Origin of the sequence: Thiorhodovibrio litoralis, from assembly GCF_033954455.1 — a bacterium.
Taxonomy (GTDB): Bacteria; Pseudomonadota; Gammaproteobacteria; order Chromatiales; family Chromatiaceae; genus Thiorhodovibrio; species Thiorhodovibrio litoralis.
In genome coordinates, this window is the sequence record NZ_CP121473.1 from 1,412,501 (window position 1) to 1,428,854 (window position 16,354).

Annotated in this window: 10 protein-coding genes and 2 rRNA genes (1 of these 12 only partly in view); 8 read left to right on the plus strand and 4 right to left on the minus strand. The window is 58.4% G+C overall.

Annotated elements, in window-relative coordinates; genetic code table 11:
* Both Thiosp_RS06195 and rrf read left to right on the plus strand, forming a co-directional pair.
* Nucleotides 1–2,318: ribosomal RNA gene (locus Thiosp_RS06195) — 23S ribosomal RNA — on the plus strand; it begins 580 nt to the left of the window's first position.
* Nucleotides 2,319–2,449: 131 nt separating this feature from the next.
* Nucleotides 2,450–2,565, plus strand: a 5S ribosomal RNA gene (gene rrf / locus Thiosp_RS06200).
* 66 nt (nucleotides 2,566–2,631) lie between these two features.
* Here rrf and Thiosp_RS06205 read toward each other — a convergent pair.
* The 4 genes from Thiosp_RS06205 to Thiosp_RS06220 form a co-directional block, all read right to left on the minus strand.
* Nucleotides 2,632–4,047 (minus strand): EAL domain-containing protein, encoded by a 1,416-nt coding sequence (locus Thiosp_RS06205; protein ID WP_323696877.1) that lies wholly within the window; start codon nucleotides 4,045–4,047, stop codon nucleotides 2,632–2,634.
* Between the two features lie 411 nt (nucleotides 4,048–4,458).
* On the minus strand, nucleotides 4,459–5,400 hold the full coding sequence (locus Thiosp_RS06210; RefSeq protein ID WP_323696878.1) for an O-antigen ligase family protein: 942 nt from the start codon (nucleotides 5,398–5,400) through the stop codon (nucleotides 4,459–4,461).
* 592 nt (nucleotides 5,401–5,992) lie between these two features.
* A complete protein-coding gene (locus Thiosp_RS06215) occupies nucleotides 5,993–6,712 on the minus strand; it encodes a metallophosphoesterase family protein (RefSeq protein WP_323696879.1) in 720 nt (239 codons plus the stop codon).
* 142 nt (nucleotides 6,713–6,854) lie between these two features.
* Complete coding sequence (locus Thiosp_RS06220; RefSeq protein WP_323696880.1) at nucleotides 6,855–8,993, minus strand: HD domain-containing phosphohydrolase; 2,139 nt, start codon at nucleotides 8,991–8,993, stop codon at nucleotides 6,855–6,857.
* A gap of 32 nt (nucleotides 8,994–9,025) precedes the next feature.
* Here Thiosp_RS06220 and Thiosp_RS06225 point away from each other — a divergent pair, with 32 nt between their 5' ends.
* The 6 genes from Thiosp_RS06225 to Thiosp_RS06250 all read left to right on the plus strand — a co-directional run bounded on the left by Thiosp_RS06225 (nucleotide 9,026) and on the right by Thiosp_RS06250 (nucleotide 16,321).
* Nucleotides 9,026–9,754: a transglutaminase-like cysteine peptidase gene (locus Thiosp_RS06225; protein ID WP_323696881.1), complete on the plus strand. Its 729-nt coding sequence runs from the start codon at nucleotides 9,026–9,028 to the stop codon at nucleotides 9,752–9,754.
* A 781-nt stretch (nucleotides 9,755–10,535) separates the two neighbouring features.
* Nucleotides 10,536–11,102, plus strand: coding sequence for a hypothetical protein (locus Thiosp_RS06230; RefSeq protein WP_323696882.1), 567 nt, complete (start codon nucleotides 10,536–10,538; stop codon nucleotides 11,100–11,102).
* A gap of 41 nt (nucleotides 11,103–11,143) precedes the next feature.
* Complete coding sequence (locus Thiosp_RS06235) at nucleotides 11,144–12,475, plus strand: outer membrane beta-barrel protein (RefSeq protein WP_323696883.1); 1,332 nt, start codon at nucleotides 11,144–11,146, stop codon at nucleotides 12,473–12,475.
* Nucleotides 12,476–12,571: 96 nt separating this feature from the next.
* Nucleotides 12,572–13,126: a polysaccharide biosynthesis/export family protein gene (locus tag Thiosp_RS06240; RefSeq protein WP_323696884.1), complete on the plus strand. Its 555-nt coding sequence runs from the start codon at nucleotides 12,572–12,574 to the stop codon at nucleotides 13,124–13,126.
* A gap of 134 nt (nucleotides 13,127–13,260) precedes the next feature.
* The gene (locus Thiosp_RS06245) at nucleotides 13,261–15,546 is read left to right on the plus strand and encodes a GumC family protein (RefSeq protein WP_323696885.1); all 2,286 of its coding nucleotides are present in this window, start codon (nucleotides 13,261–13,263) and stop codon (nucleotides 15,544–15,546) included.
* Complete coding sequence (locus tag Thiosp_RS06250; RefSeq protein WP_323696886.1) at nucleotides 15,536–16,321, plus strand: hypothetical protein; 786 nt, start codon at nucleotides 15,536–15,538, stop codon at nucleotides 16,319–16,321. The genes Thiosp_RS06245 and Thiosp_RS06250 overlap by 11 nt, the downstream gene beginning before the upstream one ends.
* The last annotated feature ends 33 nt before the right edge of the window (nucleotides 16,322–16,354 follow it).

The following is a 16,354-nucleotide window of genomic DNA, read 5'->3' on the forward strand; positions in this document are numbered from 1 at the left end:
TCTCAGTAGCAAGCTTAACCGAATAGGGGAGGCGTAGCGAAAGCGAGTCTTAAACGGGCGTCATAGTTGCTGGGAGTAGACCCGAAACCGGGCGATCTACCCATGGCCAGGGTGAAGATGCGGTAACACGCGTTGGAGGCCCGAACCGGGATCTGTTGAAAAAGATTCGGATGAGCTGTGGGTCGGAGTGAAAGGCTAATCAAGCCCGGAGATAGCTGGTTCTCCCCGAAAGCTATTTAGGTAGCGCCTCGTGTCTCACTGCTGGGGGTAGAGCACTGTTTCGGCTAGGGGGCCATCCCGGCTTACCAAACCGATGCAAACTCCGAATACCAGCAAGTGCAATCACGGGAGACAGACGGCGGGTGCTAACGTCCGTCGTCAAGAGGGAAACAACCCAGACCGCCAGCTAAGGTCCCAAAATCATGGCTCAGTGGGAAACGATGTGGGAAGGCACAGACAGCCAGGAGGTTGGCTTAGAAGCAGCCATCCTTTAAAGAAAGCGTAATAGCTCACTGGTCAAGTCGGCCTGCGCGGAAGATGTAACGGGGCTTAAGCCATGTACCGAAGCTGCGGATGCGCCTATTTTCGAATAGGTTGCATGGTAGGGGAGCGTTCCGTAAGCCGTTGAAGGTGTGTTGTAAAGCATGCTGGAGGTATCGGAAGTGCGAATGCTGACATGAGTAACGATAAAGGGGGTGAAAGGCCCCCTCGCCGAAAGCCCAAGGTTTCCTGCGCAACGTTCATCGGCGCAGGGTGAGTCGGCCCCTAAGGCGAGGCCGAAAGGCGTAGTCGATGGGAAGCCGGTTAATATTCCGGCACCAGGTATCACTGCGATGGGGGGACGAAGAAGGCTAGGTCATCCGGGTGATGGTTATCCCGGTTCAAGCGTGTAGGGAGGCTCTTTAGGCAAATCCGGAGAGTCAATTCTGAGACGTGATGACGAGTGTCTACGGACGCGAAGTGATTGATGCCCCGCTTCCAGGAAAAGCCTCTAAGCATCAGGTGATGCGTGACCGTACCCGAAACCGACACAGGTGGGCAGGGTGAGAATCCCAAGGCGCTTGAGAGAACTCTGGTGAAGGAACTAGGCAAAATGGTACCGTAACTTCGGGAGAAGGTACGCCCCTAGTAAGTGAAGTGACTTGCTCACGGAGCTGAGGGGGGTTGCAGTGACCAGGCCGCTGCGACTGTTTACTAAAAACACAGCACTCTGCAAACGCGCAAGCGGACGTATAGGGTGTGACGCCTGCCCGGTGCCGGAAGGTTAATTGATGGCGTTATCTTCGGAGAAGCGCTTGATCGAAGCCCCGGTAAACGGCGGCCGTAACTATAACGGTCCTAAGGTAGCGAAATTCCTTGTCGGGTAAGTTCCGACCTGCACGAATGGCGTAACGATGGCGGCACTGTCTCCACCAGAGACTCAGTGAAATTGAAATCTCGGTCAAGATGCCGAGTACCCGCGGCTAGACGGAAAGACCCCGTGAACCTTTACTACAGCTTTGCACGGGACTTTGAATCGACTTGTGTAGGATAGGTGGGAGGCTTTGAAGCAGTCACGCCAGTGGTTGTGGAGCCAACCTTGAAATACCACCCTGGTCTATTTGGAGTTCTAACCTCGGTCCGTTATCCGGATCAGGGACAGTGCATGGTGGGTAGTTTGACTGGGGCGGTCTCCTCCCAAAGAGTAACGGAGGAGCACGAAGGTACCCTCAGCGCGGTCGGAAATCGCGCATTGAGTGCAAAGGCATAAGGGTGCTTGACTGCGAGACGGACAAGTCGAGCAGGTAGGAAACTAGGTCTTAGTGATCCGGTGGTTCTGAATGGAAGGGCCATCGCTCAACGGATAAAAGGTACTCCGGGGATAACAGGCTGATACCGCCCAAGAGTTCATATCGACGGCGGTGTTTGGCACCTCGATGTCGGCTCATCACATCCTGGGGCTGAAGTCGGTCCCAAGGGTATGGCTGTTCGCCATTTAAAGTGGTACGCGAGCTGGGTTTAGAACGTCGTGAGACAGTTCGGTCCCTATCTGCCGTGGGCGTTGGAGACTTGCGGGAAGCTGCTCCTAGTACGAGAGGACCGGAGTGGACGAACCTCTGGTGTTCCGGTTGTCACGCCAGTGGCATTGCCGGGTAGCTACGTTCGGACGGGATAACCGCTGAAAGCATCTAAGCGGGAAGCCCCTCCCAAGATCAGGTCTCCCTGGACCCTTGAGGTCCCTAAAGGTCCGTTGAAGACTACAACGTTGATAGGCGGGATGTGGAAGCGCAGTAATGTGTGAAGCTAACCCGTACTAATGGACCGTGCGGCTTGACCATATAACACCCAAAGACTTTTGGTTTGCCCCAAAAAGCCTTGGTCTGCTGAGAAACGCTGAATAACGATCTTACCGAATGCACTGGCCCCGGCAGCAGCGCACCTGAGCGCGCCCGTGACCAGTCACCGTCTTCCTGGCGGCAACAGAGCACTGGAACCACCTGATCCCATACCGAACTCAGAAGTGAAACGGTGTATCGCCGATGATAGTGTGGGGCCTCCCCATGCGAAAGTAGGTCACCGCCAGGGCTTTATTCCAAACCCCAGGAAAGTTAAATTCCTGGGGTTTTTTTGTTTTCATCGGCTAAAAGCCTTCTAGCTGGGGGTAAAGGTGTGCGATGTGGCCGAAACCGGCCATTTCGGATCGCTGGGAACGCCGAGGAGATAACCCTGGCCCCAATCCACACCAAGCGATTGCGCCAAGGTGAGGGTTTCGTAACTCTGGATTTGCTTGGCAATGGTAGTGATTCCAGCATCCCGGGCCCGAGACTGAATGTCCTGAATAATCGAGCGCGCCTTTTCAGAATCTTGTGCCTCTTCGATGAGCGACGAATCAAAAGCAAGAAAGCTGACCGGCAGCACGTCCAAAAACCCGAGCGACCTCTCGCTGCTGCCGTAGCCGGCTATTGAAAGCCCGCAACCCAGATCCACCATTGGAGCAAGCGCTTTCGCGGCTTCTGCGTAACGCTCGGCAATGTCGCGTTCGTTCAACACCAGGACAATGGCTTCGCGGCGGGAAAGCGGCTCGCTTTCGATCGCGCGGGCCATTTCGCTCAAAGTGTCGGGATGCTTTAGCAGATCGCCAGAAATATTGACGAAAATGGGTAAAGGATGGGCGGATGCGCGCCTTGAGGACGTGGCCGGCGGGTGCGTGATTCGCGCATAGGTGGCGGAAAACAGCATTTGGTCGATACGATGGAGCAACTGGAGTTGGCGGGCGACCTCCACAAATGCTCCGGCATTGAGTAAACGGCGGGAGTGTTCGTAAATTCGAGCAAAGGCTTCCTCTCCCATGGGTGCGCGGTTCACCAATCCAACCAAGGGTTGGAAAACGGGTAACACCCGTGCCATCCGCACCGCATCCTGCACCAAAATTGCCATCGAAACATTGTGCGAATCCGTCGCCTTGGGCGCTGTATACACCTGGCTGTGCCCATTCGGCATGGGCGCCTGGTATGGCGCTGAACCGCCGCCTGCCAGCGGTTGTTCCTCGCCGTTCAGGTGATTCTGCTCGGCTCCTTGCGAGATGCCGCGCTGATTCAATAGCCAGGTCGGATCACGATGATTGCCGGACTGTTCCGACTGATTGACGCGAGACAAGAGACCCGAAATATCGATTCGCGCGCCGGCGATCATCGGCAATCCCTGCTCGAAAACAAGCCTTGCCCGGTCGAGAACCGACAATACCTCCGTCTCATCCCCGTTACGGTGGACGGATAAACATAATTCAAAACGCTCCTGCTTGCCGGTCCGAAGCGCATCCAGGGCGCTGTTATAAGCTATGCGTTCCTTCTCGGGCATCATGGCGAGAATGTCGTCCAGGTGCCAGACAGGATGTGTTTCGCTCAGTCCGAACAATTCCAGGCAATGCGGCTCGGCATGAATTTGGTTCGTGGCTGGATTGAGCGTGTAGAACCCAAGGCCGCCGACGGCGCGAGAGAGGTTTGAGTGCGGCTGCCCGCGCAGCACATCAGTGTCAGAGCTTGGCAACTGCGGAGAGGCCTTGGACATAGTGGTGGCGCGTGCAGGGTTGGGTAATGGGGCCTCAAATGCCGTCCATGGCGGAGAATAAATAGAAGACGGGTTGCGTGCGCTGAACATTTTGAATACCCCGGGGCTTCTTTTTTTATGTGTCTTTCAGGACTTCAAGTGGTCTCAATAACGTTGCGGGCAAACCCAGGAATCTTTTTTATCGCAATAAAATCAGAAAAATAACGTAAAGAAATAAATCTCACATATTTAAGTGCGTGTTAGAATGCCCGGGATGTCAACATTTGTAGGGAATCTCCCTACACGGGAAAGCCCTTCAGTGAATACGGATTAACGGGAAGCTACACTAAAATAGAGGTTGGCGCAATCTCCTGCAGCCATCACGTTGCACCACTGTGGGCGGCGTCAAGTGCGTTGCCAATGGCGGCCAAATTAGCTGGGCGTGCGGCGCCGGCTAGCACCAAAGGCGGCACCGGCTAGGAACAAGTAGGCAAAGACAACAGCCGGCATTTGCATGCTGAAATCCACCAGCGCATGCACGCCAATCTGCACTGTTGCGGCGATAAAAAGGAGCGCTAGCTCAAAATCCGTGCGGCTCAGGTAGAGCTTCAGCGCGCTTGCCAGCATCAACAAAAAGGCGCTTAGCAAGACAAGGGTTGCCGGCCAGCCGATCTCCATGACTAGTTCCAGGTAATCGCTATGGCCGCGGCGGAAAAGAACAGAGATGTTTTCGTCGCGCACCAGCCGAAAAGCGGACTCAAAACTGCCAAGCCCATATCCCAGCAGGGGCCGCTCGGCAATCGCCTCCTGCATGAGTGGGTAGACATCAAATCGCTGGTCTCCTTGCTCAAAAAGGCTCGCAAAACGTGCCACCGTTTGGTCACCACTCAAAGAGAGATTCAGTACCAACAACACGAGGGGCAAAGTCATTAGCGCAAGGCCAATTTTGCGCGTGCGGCCGGCCGGGAGGCGTAAGCTCCAACCCAGCATGAGCACGGTCACACCTGCCAGAAAGGCCATCAACCCCATGCGCGACTCCGTCAGCAGCAAGGCCAGGAAGCACAACAACACCGCCACCGCCAGCAACCAGCCGGACGATGTCAGTGTTTCGATAAAATCGCGCAGACGTGAGCGCTGGTCGGCATCGGTCGTGAGCATGTGGCGCAGATAACGCAGCACCAGTGCCAAAGCCGCCATTGTCCCCAGCCCCGCGTAAGTGGCATAGCTATTGCGATTGACGAATGTCGCTGTCAAAAGCCCACGATAGGCCTCCTTGTCAAACCACAAAATGGTGTCAAGCTCAGCGAAATACACAATCAAACCATAGGCTGCATAAGCGGCCTCGGCAGTAATAAAAAGCTTGAGCAAGAGCAACCGGTTGCGGCTGCGGCGGCACTGCCAGAACGCCAGCCAAGCAAAGGCTAGGTAAGTGAGATAATGTGTTGCGACCAGGGCCGATCGCTCCGGCACCAGAGATAGAGCGCCCGCCAACTCCGGCAACGCCAGCAGCGTTCGGACTTGCGCCCAGACCGGATGTTGCCAGCTCGGAAACAACCCCGGCATGCTCTGCATGAATCCCCAGAGCGCGACCGCAAGCACCAGCAAGCTCGCGACGACCCCAGCGGGCTGGGGGAATGTAATCCGCTGGCCTGCACGCCAGCGCTGCAGTACAAAAATCACAATGGCAAACGCAGTGAGTACACCATAGAGCGCGGGCCAAACGGCGTGAACGCTAGCAAAGGGCAGGGGACTTAGCACCAAGAGCCCAGCAAAGATCCAGAAAGGCGCCCCACGCACCGGCAAGCGGGTCTCGGGTCGTGCGGGATCTAAGGCCATAGCGTCAAGCATTTGATTTCCCTCCGTAAAGAACCTTTACCGTTAATCTCATGGATTCATTCTCCGGGGTGGCTGGGACCATGAGCGTTAGGTCCTGGCAGGCGCGAGCGCACACCCGCGCCCCGGTCAATCAGCTCGCCAAGCTGACGAACTCGCCAAGCACAGTGTCCACGATCCAGCGTGCGGTTCCGTCAAGCACCAAGCACGTCAGGCGTCCATTGGCATATGCGCCGGTGTCGATACCAATGCGATTCGAGCGAACATCGATCTCTTCAAGTGCCTGGTGGCCATGCACTACCATCAGCGGATGCGCTTTGCGATGCTGAAGAAAGGTGTCCCTAATCCAGATCAAGTCGCGAGGATCTTGCTCCTCGGGGCTGACTCCAGGCCGAATCCCCGCATGGGCGAAAAAGTAGTCACCAAAACGGCAGGAGTATTCAAGCTGCTCGAGGAACGCCCGTTGATGCGCAGGCAATGCGGCCGCGAGGGATGCCGCGGTTTCAATCAGGGCATCCGGGTCCGGGCCACGGTGTGCCACCCCGTAGGATCCGAGCGTCGCCAGTCCGCCGTATTCCAGCCAATAGGCGTGGCCAAGCGGGTCCTGCAAAAAGCCCAGCAGCATCTGCTCATGGTTACCCAGCAAAAAGTGGTATTCATCCAAGGGCATACCTGCGCTGCTCAGGTACTCCAAGACCTCGGCGCTCTGGGGGCCGCGGTCAATATAATCACCCAGCAGAATTAGCACCCGATGTTGAGCAGAATGTTGCGTGGCGTCGCCAGCCACTAGACCGACAAGCTGCTTTAGCAAATCCGCACGGCCGTGAACATCGCCAATTGCATAGATGCGCATTCCGTCAGGTGTGCACGCAGCAGTTGGCTGACTTGGCACCGAGGTCCCACGCGATCGCAGCCATCCCAACATGGACGTACCTTCAGCCCGTTATCGCAAAAGTGACGAACAAGCAGTCACCACCGGCAAGGCACCGGCGAGGCTAAGCCGCCTCTTGCCCATGACTGCGCGCCATAAACGCCCATTCCGAGCGCCCGTTCTTGTTGTTAAGATAATTCAGCAGGCTCAAGACGGCCTTCTTGTCGAACCGTCGATCCGCGTCCGCCAGCAACTCCGCCTCAGCCTCCTCGAAGGGCTTGCCATCGCGGAAAGACCTCGGGCTGATCAAGGCCACAAAGGAATTGGCCAGAGCCACCACTTGTGCCGTTTGCAGGATTTCAGCCCCCGCGAGCCCGCGTGGGCGGCCTTGGCCGTCCACACGCTCATTGATTTGTTCCAATGTTTCGATCACTGGACCGTCAAACTCCAGATGCCTGAGCAGGCTCGGTCCCTCATCCAGGGCAGTGCGCACCAGGGCGCGTTCGTCATCTGTCAGGGGGCCTTGCTTGGTGAGCACCGCCCGCGGAACGCGAATCTTGCCGATGTTCACCAGCCGACCGGCTTGGTCTGCCGTTTCCACCAACGCCTCATCGAGTCCCATGTCGAGCGCGACTTGCCGCGCCACCTGTCCCACAAACTGCGATTGCTGAGCCGAGTCGGGATCACGCTCGTCCACCAGGCCAACCAGGGTATCGATCAGCTGCCGGGTATTGCGCTCGCGGCGGCGCCGTTCGAGTGTGAGATTCGTCAGATCTTCAATCGTGGTCAGCACGCCCGCCGGCTTTTCGCCCTCCGCTGGCAGCGGCTGATGATACGATCGCCACACCGCCTCTGGCGCCCCCTCTTGATCGACCGCATCGAAGGAGTGCGTGACCATCGTCTCCTCTTGGTTGTCCAGCGCCTCGCTGGCCAATTGCTGATACAGTCCCCCGCGATCTTGCCCCAGTGCGCCAATCAGAGTGTGGCCTGGCAGTTCTTCCTTCGGGATACCGGTCAACTCGGCTGTGCGCTTATTGGCAAAGGTAAGCCGATTGTCCGCATCGGTGGCAAAAATCGCATGTGGCTGGGTATCGCTGACCGCATCCAGAAAGCGCGACAGCGACTCAAAACGCTCCGCCGAGGCGCGGTATTCGCGCGCCGCCTGCTCCACGCGCGCGGAGGTCGCAAATCGCCAAACCAGCAGGATGGCTGCCGCCACCGCAATCACAATGGTCACCAGCACGCTGATCAGCATCGCCCGCCGCCGATCGCTCTGCTCCAGGGCTTCGCTCTGCTCGACAAGATGCACCAATACCCAGGGTGTGCCAGAAATCGCCCGGCTGACAGCAAAGGCAGGGGCCGCTTGGTAGTCAAATCCCTGGTGGAAAGCCCCAGGCGTCTCAACGGCGCTCAAGTCAATTCCAGAGTCATCGCCTACAGCGAGTTGTTTGCTCAGCGGCGCGCTGCCGTCTTCCAGTGCGCTGAGGTATTCAAGCCGCTGCCCCTGTTTGCGCAGCAGATAGGTCTCGGCTGTTTCAGCCGTTTCGCCTGGCTGCTCCAGTGCGGCAAAAAAGTCATCACTCACCGGCCGCACGGCAAGCAAGCGCGCGGCCACATCTGCCGCGCCTGTGCCATCCTGCTGCGTCAGCACCGGCAGCAGCCAAGCAACAATCAGCTCACCTTGCGCGTTGCGTTCGAGTCCAAAAAACCCATTTTCGGCCAGCGGCGTGTCAGCCACAAATTCTTCCAGGTCGCCCTGCGGTGGTGGCATCCCACTGCTTGACACCAGCACCGCGCCCTGCGTATCGAGCAGCGCCAACCCGGCCGATCCCATTGGCCGGACATTGGCCGGGAGCGGCTCACCGTCAGCCCGCGCCACAAAACCACCCCGCCGCGCCGTCGCGTTGAGCAGATTACGTAAGTAAGTCAATTCCGCGCCAGACTGGTCGGTATCGGGGTCGCTATTGGCGTCGCTGTCGGGGACATCACCTCCGGTTGCCTCAGCGCCGGATCGCTGCAGATTCACGACGTTCAGATAGACTTGAAGCGACTCGTTGTTGATCAGATCCATCAGTAACTGGCGCTGCTGATCGAGCCAATGTTCTACCGCTTGCGCGCGGCTGTCCGCCACGATGCTAAGTTGCGCGCGTAAACTCTGCATATCGCGCGCCCGTTCGCTCTGCGCAAAGGCGAAAACACCGGCGAGAGCGATGGCAAAAACAACGACCAGAGCAGCAAGTGCCGCGAGCATGCGTGTGTTCATTACCGCATCATCCTAAACTGACAGAAAAATCGATGAACTTTGCCTCCATGCCGCCTGAACCGGCTCCACGTTCGTCTTCCCTGTGCAAGCCGGGGCGGCCCCCGGACCGCATCCGGCTGCATCGTCGCGAGCGTTGGCTGATGGCCGCCATCATCGTCGCGCAGTGCCTCATGCTGTCCGCAGCCGTGGCCGGCGGATTCGACCGCGGCGGTATTTTTGGCAAAACAGGCAAGATGTTCACCAACTTTCGTCCCATTCCGCAGTGGCCAAAGCTGCTTGAGCGCTATCGCGCTGAAGAGCGCAAAGACCGCGATTGCCACAGCAGCGGCCGCGGTCGTTGCCCTTATACCGAGTGGACCCGCACCATCGAGCGCCTGCGTGGCAAAGACAAAGCCACCCAGGTGCGCGAGATCAACCGCTTCGCCAACAACTGGTCCTACATCACCGACCCCGTCAACTGGGGCAAAGAAGACTACTGGGCGACGCCAGGCGAGTTCTTCGATAAGTCTGGCGATTGCGAGGACTTCGCCATCGTCAAGTTCATGAGTCTGCGCGCGCTGGGCTTCAGCAACGCCGAGTTACGCCTGGTCGCGGTGAAGGATCTGAACCTCAAAGTCGGCCATAGCGTCACTTTGGTTGATCTCGGCGGGCGCATCATGTTGATGGACAACCAGATCAAGCAGGTGGTCCAGGCCAGCACCGTGCGTCACTATAAACCGGTCTTCGCGGCGAATGAAACCACTTGGTGGCTATTTAAGTAGCAGATTTTCGCACGTCTTCACACTCGCCTGCCTTCTTGCGTACCCGCAGAGCCCGCAGCCGGCCGCACAACCGTGCAGTACCGATGAATCCGGTTTCTCGTGTAATCGATCGCGAAAAGGCGATTTTTAATCTGTGAACCAGTCGACATTATTTGGGTGTTCACAGCTGAGAAAACCGGAAGCGCCGCATTCACTGGGGAGCGCTGAGTGTGTAATCGTGTATTTTTGTCAGCAATCTCCCTACAAGCCAAATAACACGAGAAATTCGATCAAATCGTTATTCGTGTGTTCTTTGGTCGTTATCTTAACGCTTCTGTCAGCGGCCAAAAAACACCTTAGCGCCCATGTCTGGTTTTCTCTATCTTTATGTAAATTAGTAGAAAAACGCTATTTCTTCAAAATCGCTTGGTTGAGTTCGTAGCTCGGTGGTTAGCAGGAAAACGCATATCAGAGAGTGTGAAAAAGTTAAAATTTGGTTGGAAAATTTTGACTTCATATGCCAAACTACAAATGGCGCACCGCTTACGTGTGATTGCGGGACTCCAGCGCGAGGCATCCGCTTTGCGTGCGGGAGGCAGGATATCCGCCACCATCCAAAAACACCCTGATTTGGTACCAGACCATGAGCACAAGATTCGCTGCAACACTTATTGCAACAACGCTTGCGTTAGGCGGCACAGCAGTGCTTGCCGCTCCGGCGCCTGCGGCATCTGAGCTGTCGGCTACCAGCATTGAAAATGCCGTATCAGCGGGAACACTGGCTGAAACATTAACCCAGTCCATGGGCACGGAACCCACGGCGGAGCAGCTAACGCAGCTTCTCAGCGCGCTCGAAAGCCTGCGGGAGAACTCCCCATCTGCCGCAGCCAAGGCCGCCAGTGCCCTCGTTGACGTCGCTTGGGACAACGCGCCGGACAATCCCCAGACAGCGATGGCGCAGTTGGACATTGCCCACGCCATCCTCTGTCATCCGGCCGTTGCCGCAGCTGAGCCTGAGATTGTAGAGAACGCACTGGCGCAGCTCCAAGGGGCCACACGCCTGGCTGAACGCTCAGCAGCCACCACAGGCACTGAACTCACCGGCACCGATATTGCACCTGATGTTGGAACCTGCGCAGCGGAGGCGCCGGAAGACCTCATCGCTGAGGCAATCGAGCTAGCCGACGCCCAAGCAGACCTGGCCGGTTTCACCACCGCTGCTGGTGGACCGCCGGCTACGAATTCTGCCGCCGGCGCAGTTGGCGCCGCGCCAACGCCGAGTTTTGTGTCCTTTTCAAGCCCGCCTGGCGGTGGCGGTGGCGGTGGTGCTGTAGACCCTCCTACTCCCGTGGCGAGTCCAGCAGGATAAGAGCTACACAGCTTAACTGACAAAGCAGGCCTGTGCGGTCGGTGCCGTTGAAGGCCCGGCCGCGCCATCACGAATTTATAAGAGGAGTCTTTCTCGTGCGCTCAACTGCCGGAGTTCTCGTGCTGCTGCATGTGCTTTTAGCTGTTGCAGTGTCTCCGGCTATTGCTCAGAGCGATGTGGACCCGGCAGAAGTCGCTTATGACGTCAGCGTTATGGACCGCCCGGTGGTCGCCTATGGCCCGAGTGCCGCCCGGTTGGGCGCCTGGCTGATCACCCCGCTATTGGATGTTGGCCGAACCTACGACAGCAATGTCTTCGCCACCGCAGAGAACGCCGAGTCAGATAGCGTAAACACGTTTCGCCCGCGGGTGCAGCTCTTGTCGGACTGGAACCGCCACGCCATGGAGTTTGAGGTTGGTGGCGACATCGGCCTGTACGAGAAATACAGCAATGAGAATTATCACGACTACTACTTCGCCAACGACAATACACTCGATATCCTAACGGATAACCGTATCGACCTTGGGCTACTTTACCGACATGCACACACCCCGCGCACATCGTCTGAAAATATTGGAGAGTCTGCCGAGCCGCTAAAGTACGACCAGCGCGCGGTTCGCCTTGGCTTTCAGCGCTACGTCGGCATCATCACCCTTGGCATCGGCGGCCAGATTGACCGGATTACCTACGCCAACAGCGAGGCCATCGGTGGCGGCACCATCGACAACTCAGATCGGGACAATACGCAAACCGACATTGGCGTGACCATTGGCTATGAGCCCTTCGCCGAGAGCACGGCCTACTTGAGAATTGGCTCCCGCGATGTCGACTACGACGACTCAATGAAGTTCGGCGGTTATAACCGCGATAGCACCGGCATGACCATCGCGTTGGGCGCGGAAAAAGTCATGGCCGATCTTTGGGTGCTGAATCTTGATATCGGCTACGCCCCGCGTTACTACGCTGATGCGCGACTCGAAGACATCACTGGCGGCAATGCCATGACCTTCGGCGCGGAACTCATTTGGAACCCGACTGCATTAACGTCAATCATTTCCGTCGCCAATCGGCAAACCTACGAGACCATTCAGGAGGGGGCGGGTGGTAACGTCAACACATCTTATGCCCTCAATCTGGAGCACCAGTTGCTGCGCTCCTTGGTGCTCACTGCTGGCTCAGGCTATAGCTTCAGCAACTATGTTGGTTCAGACCGAGAGGATAAAGACTTCGATCTCAGCGCCGGTTTGCAATACTTTTTGCTGCGCATGGTGAGCGTCACCGCCAACTACAGCTATCGCGAACGCGACAGCACAGAGGAAGGTGACAATTACGACAAACATCTGGCCCAAATCGGGCTCAGGCTCACGTTTTAAGTGTCTTTGCAGGCGAGCGACCGACGTTTCGCCCATTTCAACCAGGTTCAACCAGTTCCAACCAGCTTGCCTTGATCGACCACGAGGCCGATACCCATGAAAACGATAGTTCAAGCACCGGGCCGTAGCCCGCGATTCTGGATTCCAGCCATTGTGCTGATCGTTGCTTTCCTGCTGCCCCATGTGGTTCTTGCCCAGGGCGAAGATTATCTCCTCGGGCCTGGCGACAAGGTGCGCGTGACCGTGTTCGGCGAGCCCTACCTGTCAGGTGAGTTTATCGTCAGTGCCGGCGGGTCCATCGCCATGCCGCTGATCCAGCCGATCGAGGTCAACAACCGCACAGTTGTGGAGGCGCAGCAACTGGTCGAGCAAGCGTTACGCGCCGGCTTTGTCGGGGAACCGAAAGTCTCAGTCGAAATCCTGGAATATCGCCCATTCTTCGTCATCGGTGAGGTCAAGTCTCCCGGTAGCTACCCCTACGTCGCCGACATGACCGTACTGCACGCGGTGGCAATCGCCGGCGGCTTCACTCCGCGCGCGGCCAAGAGCAAAATCGCCATCCAGCGAGACGGTAAGGAGCTTGGATCAGTGCAGAACAACACGCGGGTCATGCCGGACGACGTCATCACCGTCAAAGAGCGCTTCTTCTAATTCAGTTTCCATCAAGAGCAGAAGCCCGAGCTTACACCTGCTCGGACAATAGCGTCTTGCAAAGAAGGAACACTTAATGAGTTAATATAATAATAATGTGTATATCCAGCAAGTAACCTAATCGCAACCTCAAGATGTCTCCACCCACCCCTCCGCCACAGCACCAGCCAGCAGCGCCCCCGGCCTACCAGGCTCCACCAGGCGCGGATGCCGACCTGATCGACATCCGTGAGCTGCTCAGCGTGTTGTGGCGGCGGCGTGCGGTCATAATCGGCACCGTATTTTTTCTGTGTCTAATGGCTGTCATCATTCTGGTGCAGCTCACCCCGCGCTACACCGCCTCCGCGCTGCTCACGCTGCAAACCCGCAGCGAGGCCGTGGTGGACATCCAGGCCGTCATGTCCGGCCTCTCGGCCGACGCCAGCGTCATCCGCACCGAACTCGACATCATTTCCTCCCGCCGCCTGGTGGGTCAGTTAGTCGACAAGCTGGACCTGGTCAAAGACCCCGAATTCAACCCCTCTCTGCGGGCGGACACCTCCCTGCTCCAGTACCTGGACCCGCGCACCTACCTCTCGTCCGACTGGCTGCTGGCGCTTGGGCTCGGCGGCGAGACCGAGCCGCTGACGGAAGAAGAACGCCGCGAAAGGGAGCGGGCCAGGGTCATCGGCAATGTGACCGGGGCTTTGTCCGTCTCCAACCCCACGCTGTCCTACACCATTCAGATTGCGTTCGAGTCCGAAGACCCAAAAACGGCGGCCTTGCTGGCCAACACGCTGGCCGAGCTTTACCTCGACGACCAGCTGGAAGCCAAGTTCGAGGCCACCCAGCGCGCCACCGATTGGCTCAGCACCCGCATCGCCGAATTGCGTACCCGCGTGCTTGCCGCCGAGCAGGCTGTGCAAGCCTATCGCGAGGAGCATTCCATCATCGAGTCCGTCCGCGAAGGCGCCACCATCAGCGAGGAGCAACTCGCGAAGCTCAACATCGATCTGGTCACTGCCCGAACGCAATTGGCCGAAGCCGAGGCGCGCTATCGCCAAGTGCGGGTTCGCGGCGGCGCCAGCGCCGCCGCCCTGGGCGAGGTTCTGCAATCCCCATTGATCCAACGCCTGGGCGGGCAAGAGGCCGAAGTCCGCCGCAAGGCGGCGGAAATCTCCGAGCGCTACGGTCCGCGCCATCCCGATGTTATCAATGTGCGCTCCGAGCTCAACGACATTCGCCGCAAAATCAACGAGGAAATCGGCAAGATCACCCAGAATGTCGAGAACGAGGTCGAAGTCGCCAAGGCCCGGGTCGCCGCCCTGACCGAGAACCTCGATCAACTCAAGGCCGAGAGTTCCGAGCTGCAACAATCCCGCATCGAGCTGCGCGAACTCGAGCGCGAGGCAGAATCCAGCCGCGTGCTGCTCGAGACCTTCCTTTCCCGCTTCAAAGAAACCAGCAACCAGGAAGACCTGCAACAAGCCGACGCTCGCATCATCTCCGATGCGGAGGTCCCCAGCGCACCGAGTTTTCCCAACAAAAAGCTCATTCTTGCCGTTGCCCTGGTGTTGTCGCTGATGCTCGGCCTCGGCCTCGCCTTCTTGCTGGAGGCATTGGACAACGGCTACCGCACCCCGGAGCAGCTCGAGAAAACCCTGCACATCAAGGCGCTGGGTATGGTCCTCAAGCTCGGCTCGCTCAAGCTTAAGGGCCAGTCGCCCGATGAATACGTCATCAGCAAGCCGACCTCCGCCTATGGTGAGGCCCTGCGCTCGGTCTACACCTCCCTGGCGTTCGCTGCCGGCAAGAACATCAAACCCAAGCGCATTCTGGTCACCTCCTCCCTGCCGGGCGAGGGCAAAAGCACCTTCTGCCTGAGTTTGGCGCGCCTACTCGCCCGCGCCGGCAACAACCGCGTGCTGCTCATTGAGGCCGACCTGCGCCGCGGCAAGATCAGCAAGACACTCTATGGCCCCGAGCCGAGCGCCAAGGCCAAGCCCTTCCTCGACTACCTGACCGGAGAAGTCCCGGACTGGCGCGCCTGTGTGCAGCAAGACGGCCCAAGCGGCCTGCACGTCATCGCGGCCACCGGCAAGATCGAGCACCCCCAGACCCTGCTGCAATCCGACAACATGCAGCGCCTGCTCACGGAATCCGCCCAAGCCTACGACCTCATCCTGATCGACTCGCCCCCGCTGCTCGCGGTGGCGGACGCCCTGGTGCTCAGCCACCAGGTGGACGGCACAGTCTTCATCGTCAAATGGGAAAGCACCGCGCGCGAGGCCGTCAAGAACGCCCTAGCGCTGCTGCGTAAGGCCCATGCCCCGGAGCTTGGCGCCGTCCTGACCCAGGTCAACATCAAGCGTCACGCCTACTACGGCTACGGCGACTATGCCTCTTACTACGGGCGCTACGGCGACTACTATGCGAGCTGACGCCCAACAAGGATCGCCCGCGCATCCCCTGCCAGGCACATCCCGCTCCGCGCCCTGGGCGTCGCGCCACCATATCGGCGCAGCCTTCATCATCGCGTTGGCGCTGGTTCTACTCATTCTCTCGGCCCAACAACTGCTCAGTCAGCTAAGCCGCATTCCCGCCAACAGCTACTACAAGCAGCACCAGGCGCAATTTCTCTCCGCCGACGACGGCACCGGCTATCTGCGCAACGCAACTGATCGACTTGAGCGCATTCCACCCGCCCGCCGCGGGGATCTGGAATGGCGCCGGCTTGCCGCCACACTGCTGATGCTGCCCTTGCCCGATGACAACCCAGAGGCCCGGTCGCAGCGGCTGGATGCTACAACCCAAGCGGCCGTCGCCAGCCTGAGCCGCAACCCCGTCCACCCACTCGGTTGGGTTTACCTGACTAACCTGCGGTTGCCACCGGATGGCGACTGCGCCAGCGGCATGCCAGTACTCAAGCAATCCTACCGGGTAGCACCGGTCGAACCGGATTACGTCACCTATAGGCTAGACCTTGCCGTGCGCTGCCCCATGCAGTGGGACAGCGCCTTCCTCGACGCGCTGCGCACCGACGTGCTCACACTGCTCAGGCATCCCCACTATGGCCGCCAGACCGCACTGGGCGCATGGGCGGCGCAACGTCCCAGAGTGCAAGCCTTCATAAGCCGTCTACTTCGCGAGCACCCGCAAGAAAGCGAGCGGTTCGACCGCATCATCCGACGTTTTAGCCAGACGTCCACGTCCTAGCCACTTCGACATGCGCAATGCGCATTGGAGGCT

Bases quoted from the DNA above. Each gene is read 5' to 3' on its own strand.
- Thiosp_RS06205 (WP_323696877.1), bottom strand. From the start codon at position 4,047: ATGTCCAAGGCCTCTCCGCAGTTGCCAAGCTCTGACACTGATGTGCTG.
- Thiosp_RS06215 (WP_323696879.1), bottom strand. From the start codon at position 6,712: ATGCGCATCTATGCAATTGGCGATGTTCACGGCCGTGCGGATTTGCTA.
- Thiosp_RS06220 (WP_323696880.1), bottom strand. From the start codon at position 8,993: ATGAACACACGCATGCTCGCGGCACTTGCTGCTCTGGTCGTTGTTTTT.
- Thiosp_RS06225 (WP_323696881.1), top strand. From the start codon at position 9,026: ATGAACTTTGCCTCCATGCCGCCTGAACCGGCTCCACGTTCGTCTTCC.
- Thiosp_RS06230 (WP_323696882.1), top strand. From the start codon at position 10,536: ATGGGCACGGAACCCACGGCGGAGCAGCTAACGCAGCTTCTCAGCGCG.
- Thiosp_RS06240 (WP_323696884.1), top strand. From the start codon at position 12,572: ATGAAAACGATAGTTCAAGCACCGGGCCGTAGCCCGCGATTCTGGATT.
- Thiosp_RS06245 (WP_323696885.1), top strand. From the start codon at position 13,261: ATGTCTCCACCCACCCCTCCGCCACAGCACCAGCCAGCAGCGCCCCCG.
- Thiosp_RS06250 (WP_323696886.1), top strand. From the start codon at position 15,536: ATGCGAGCTGACGCCCAACAAGGATCGCCCGCGCATCCCCTGCCAGGC.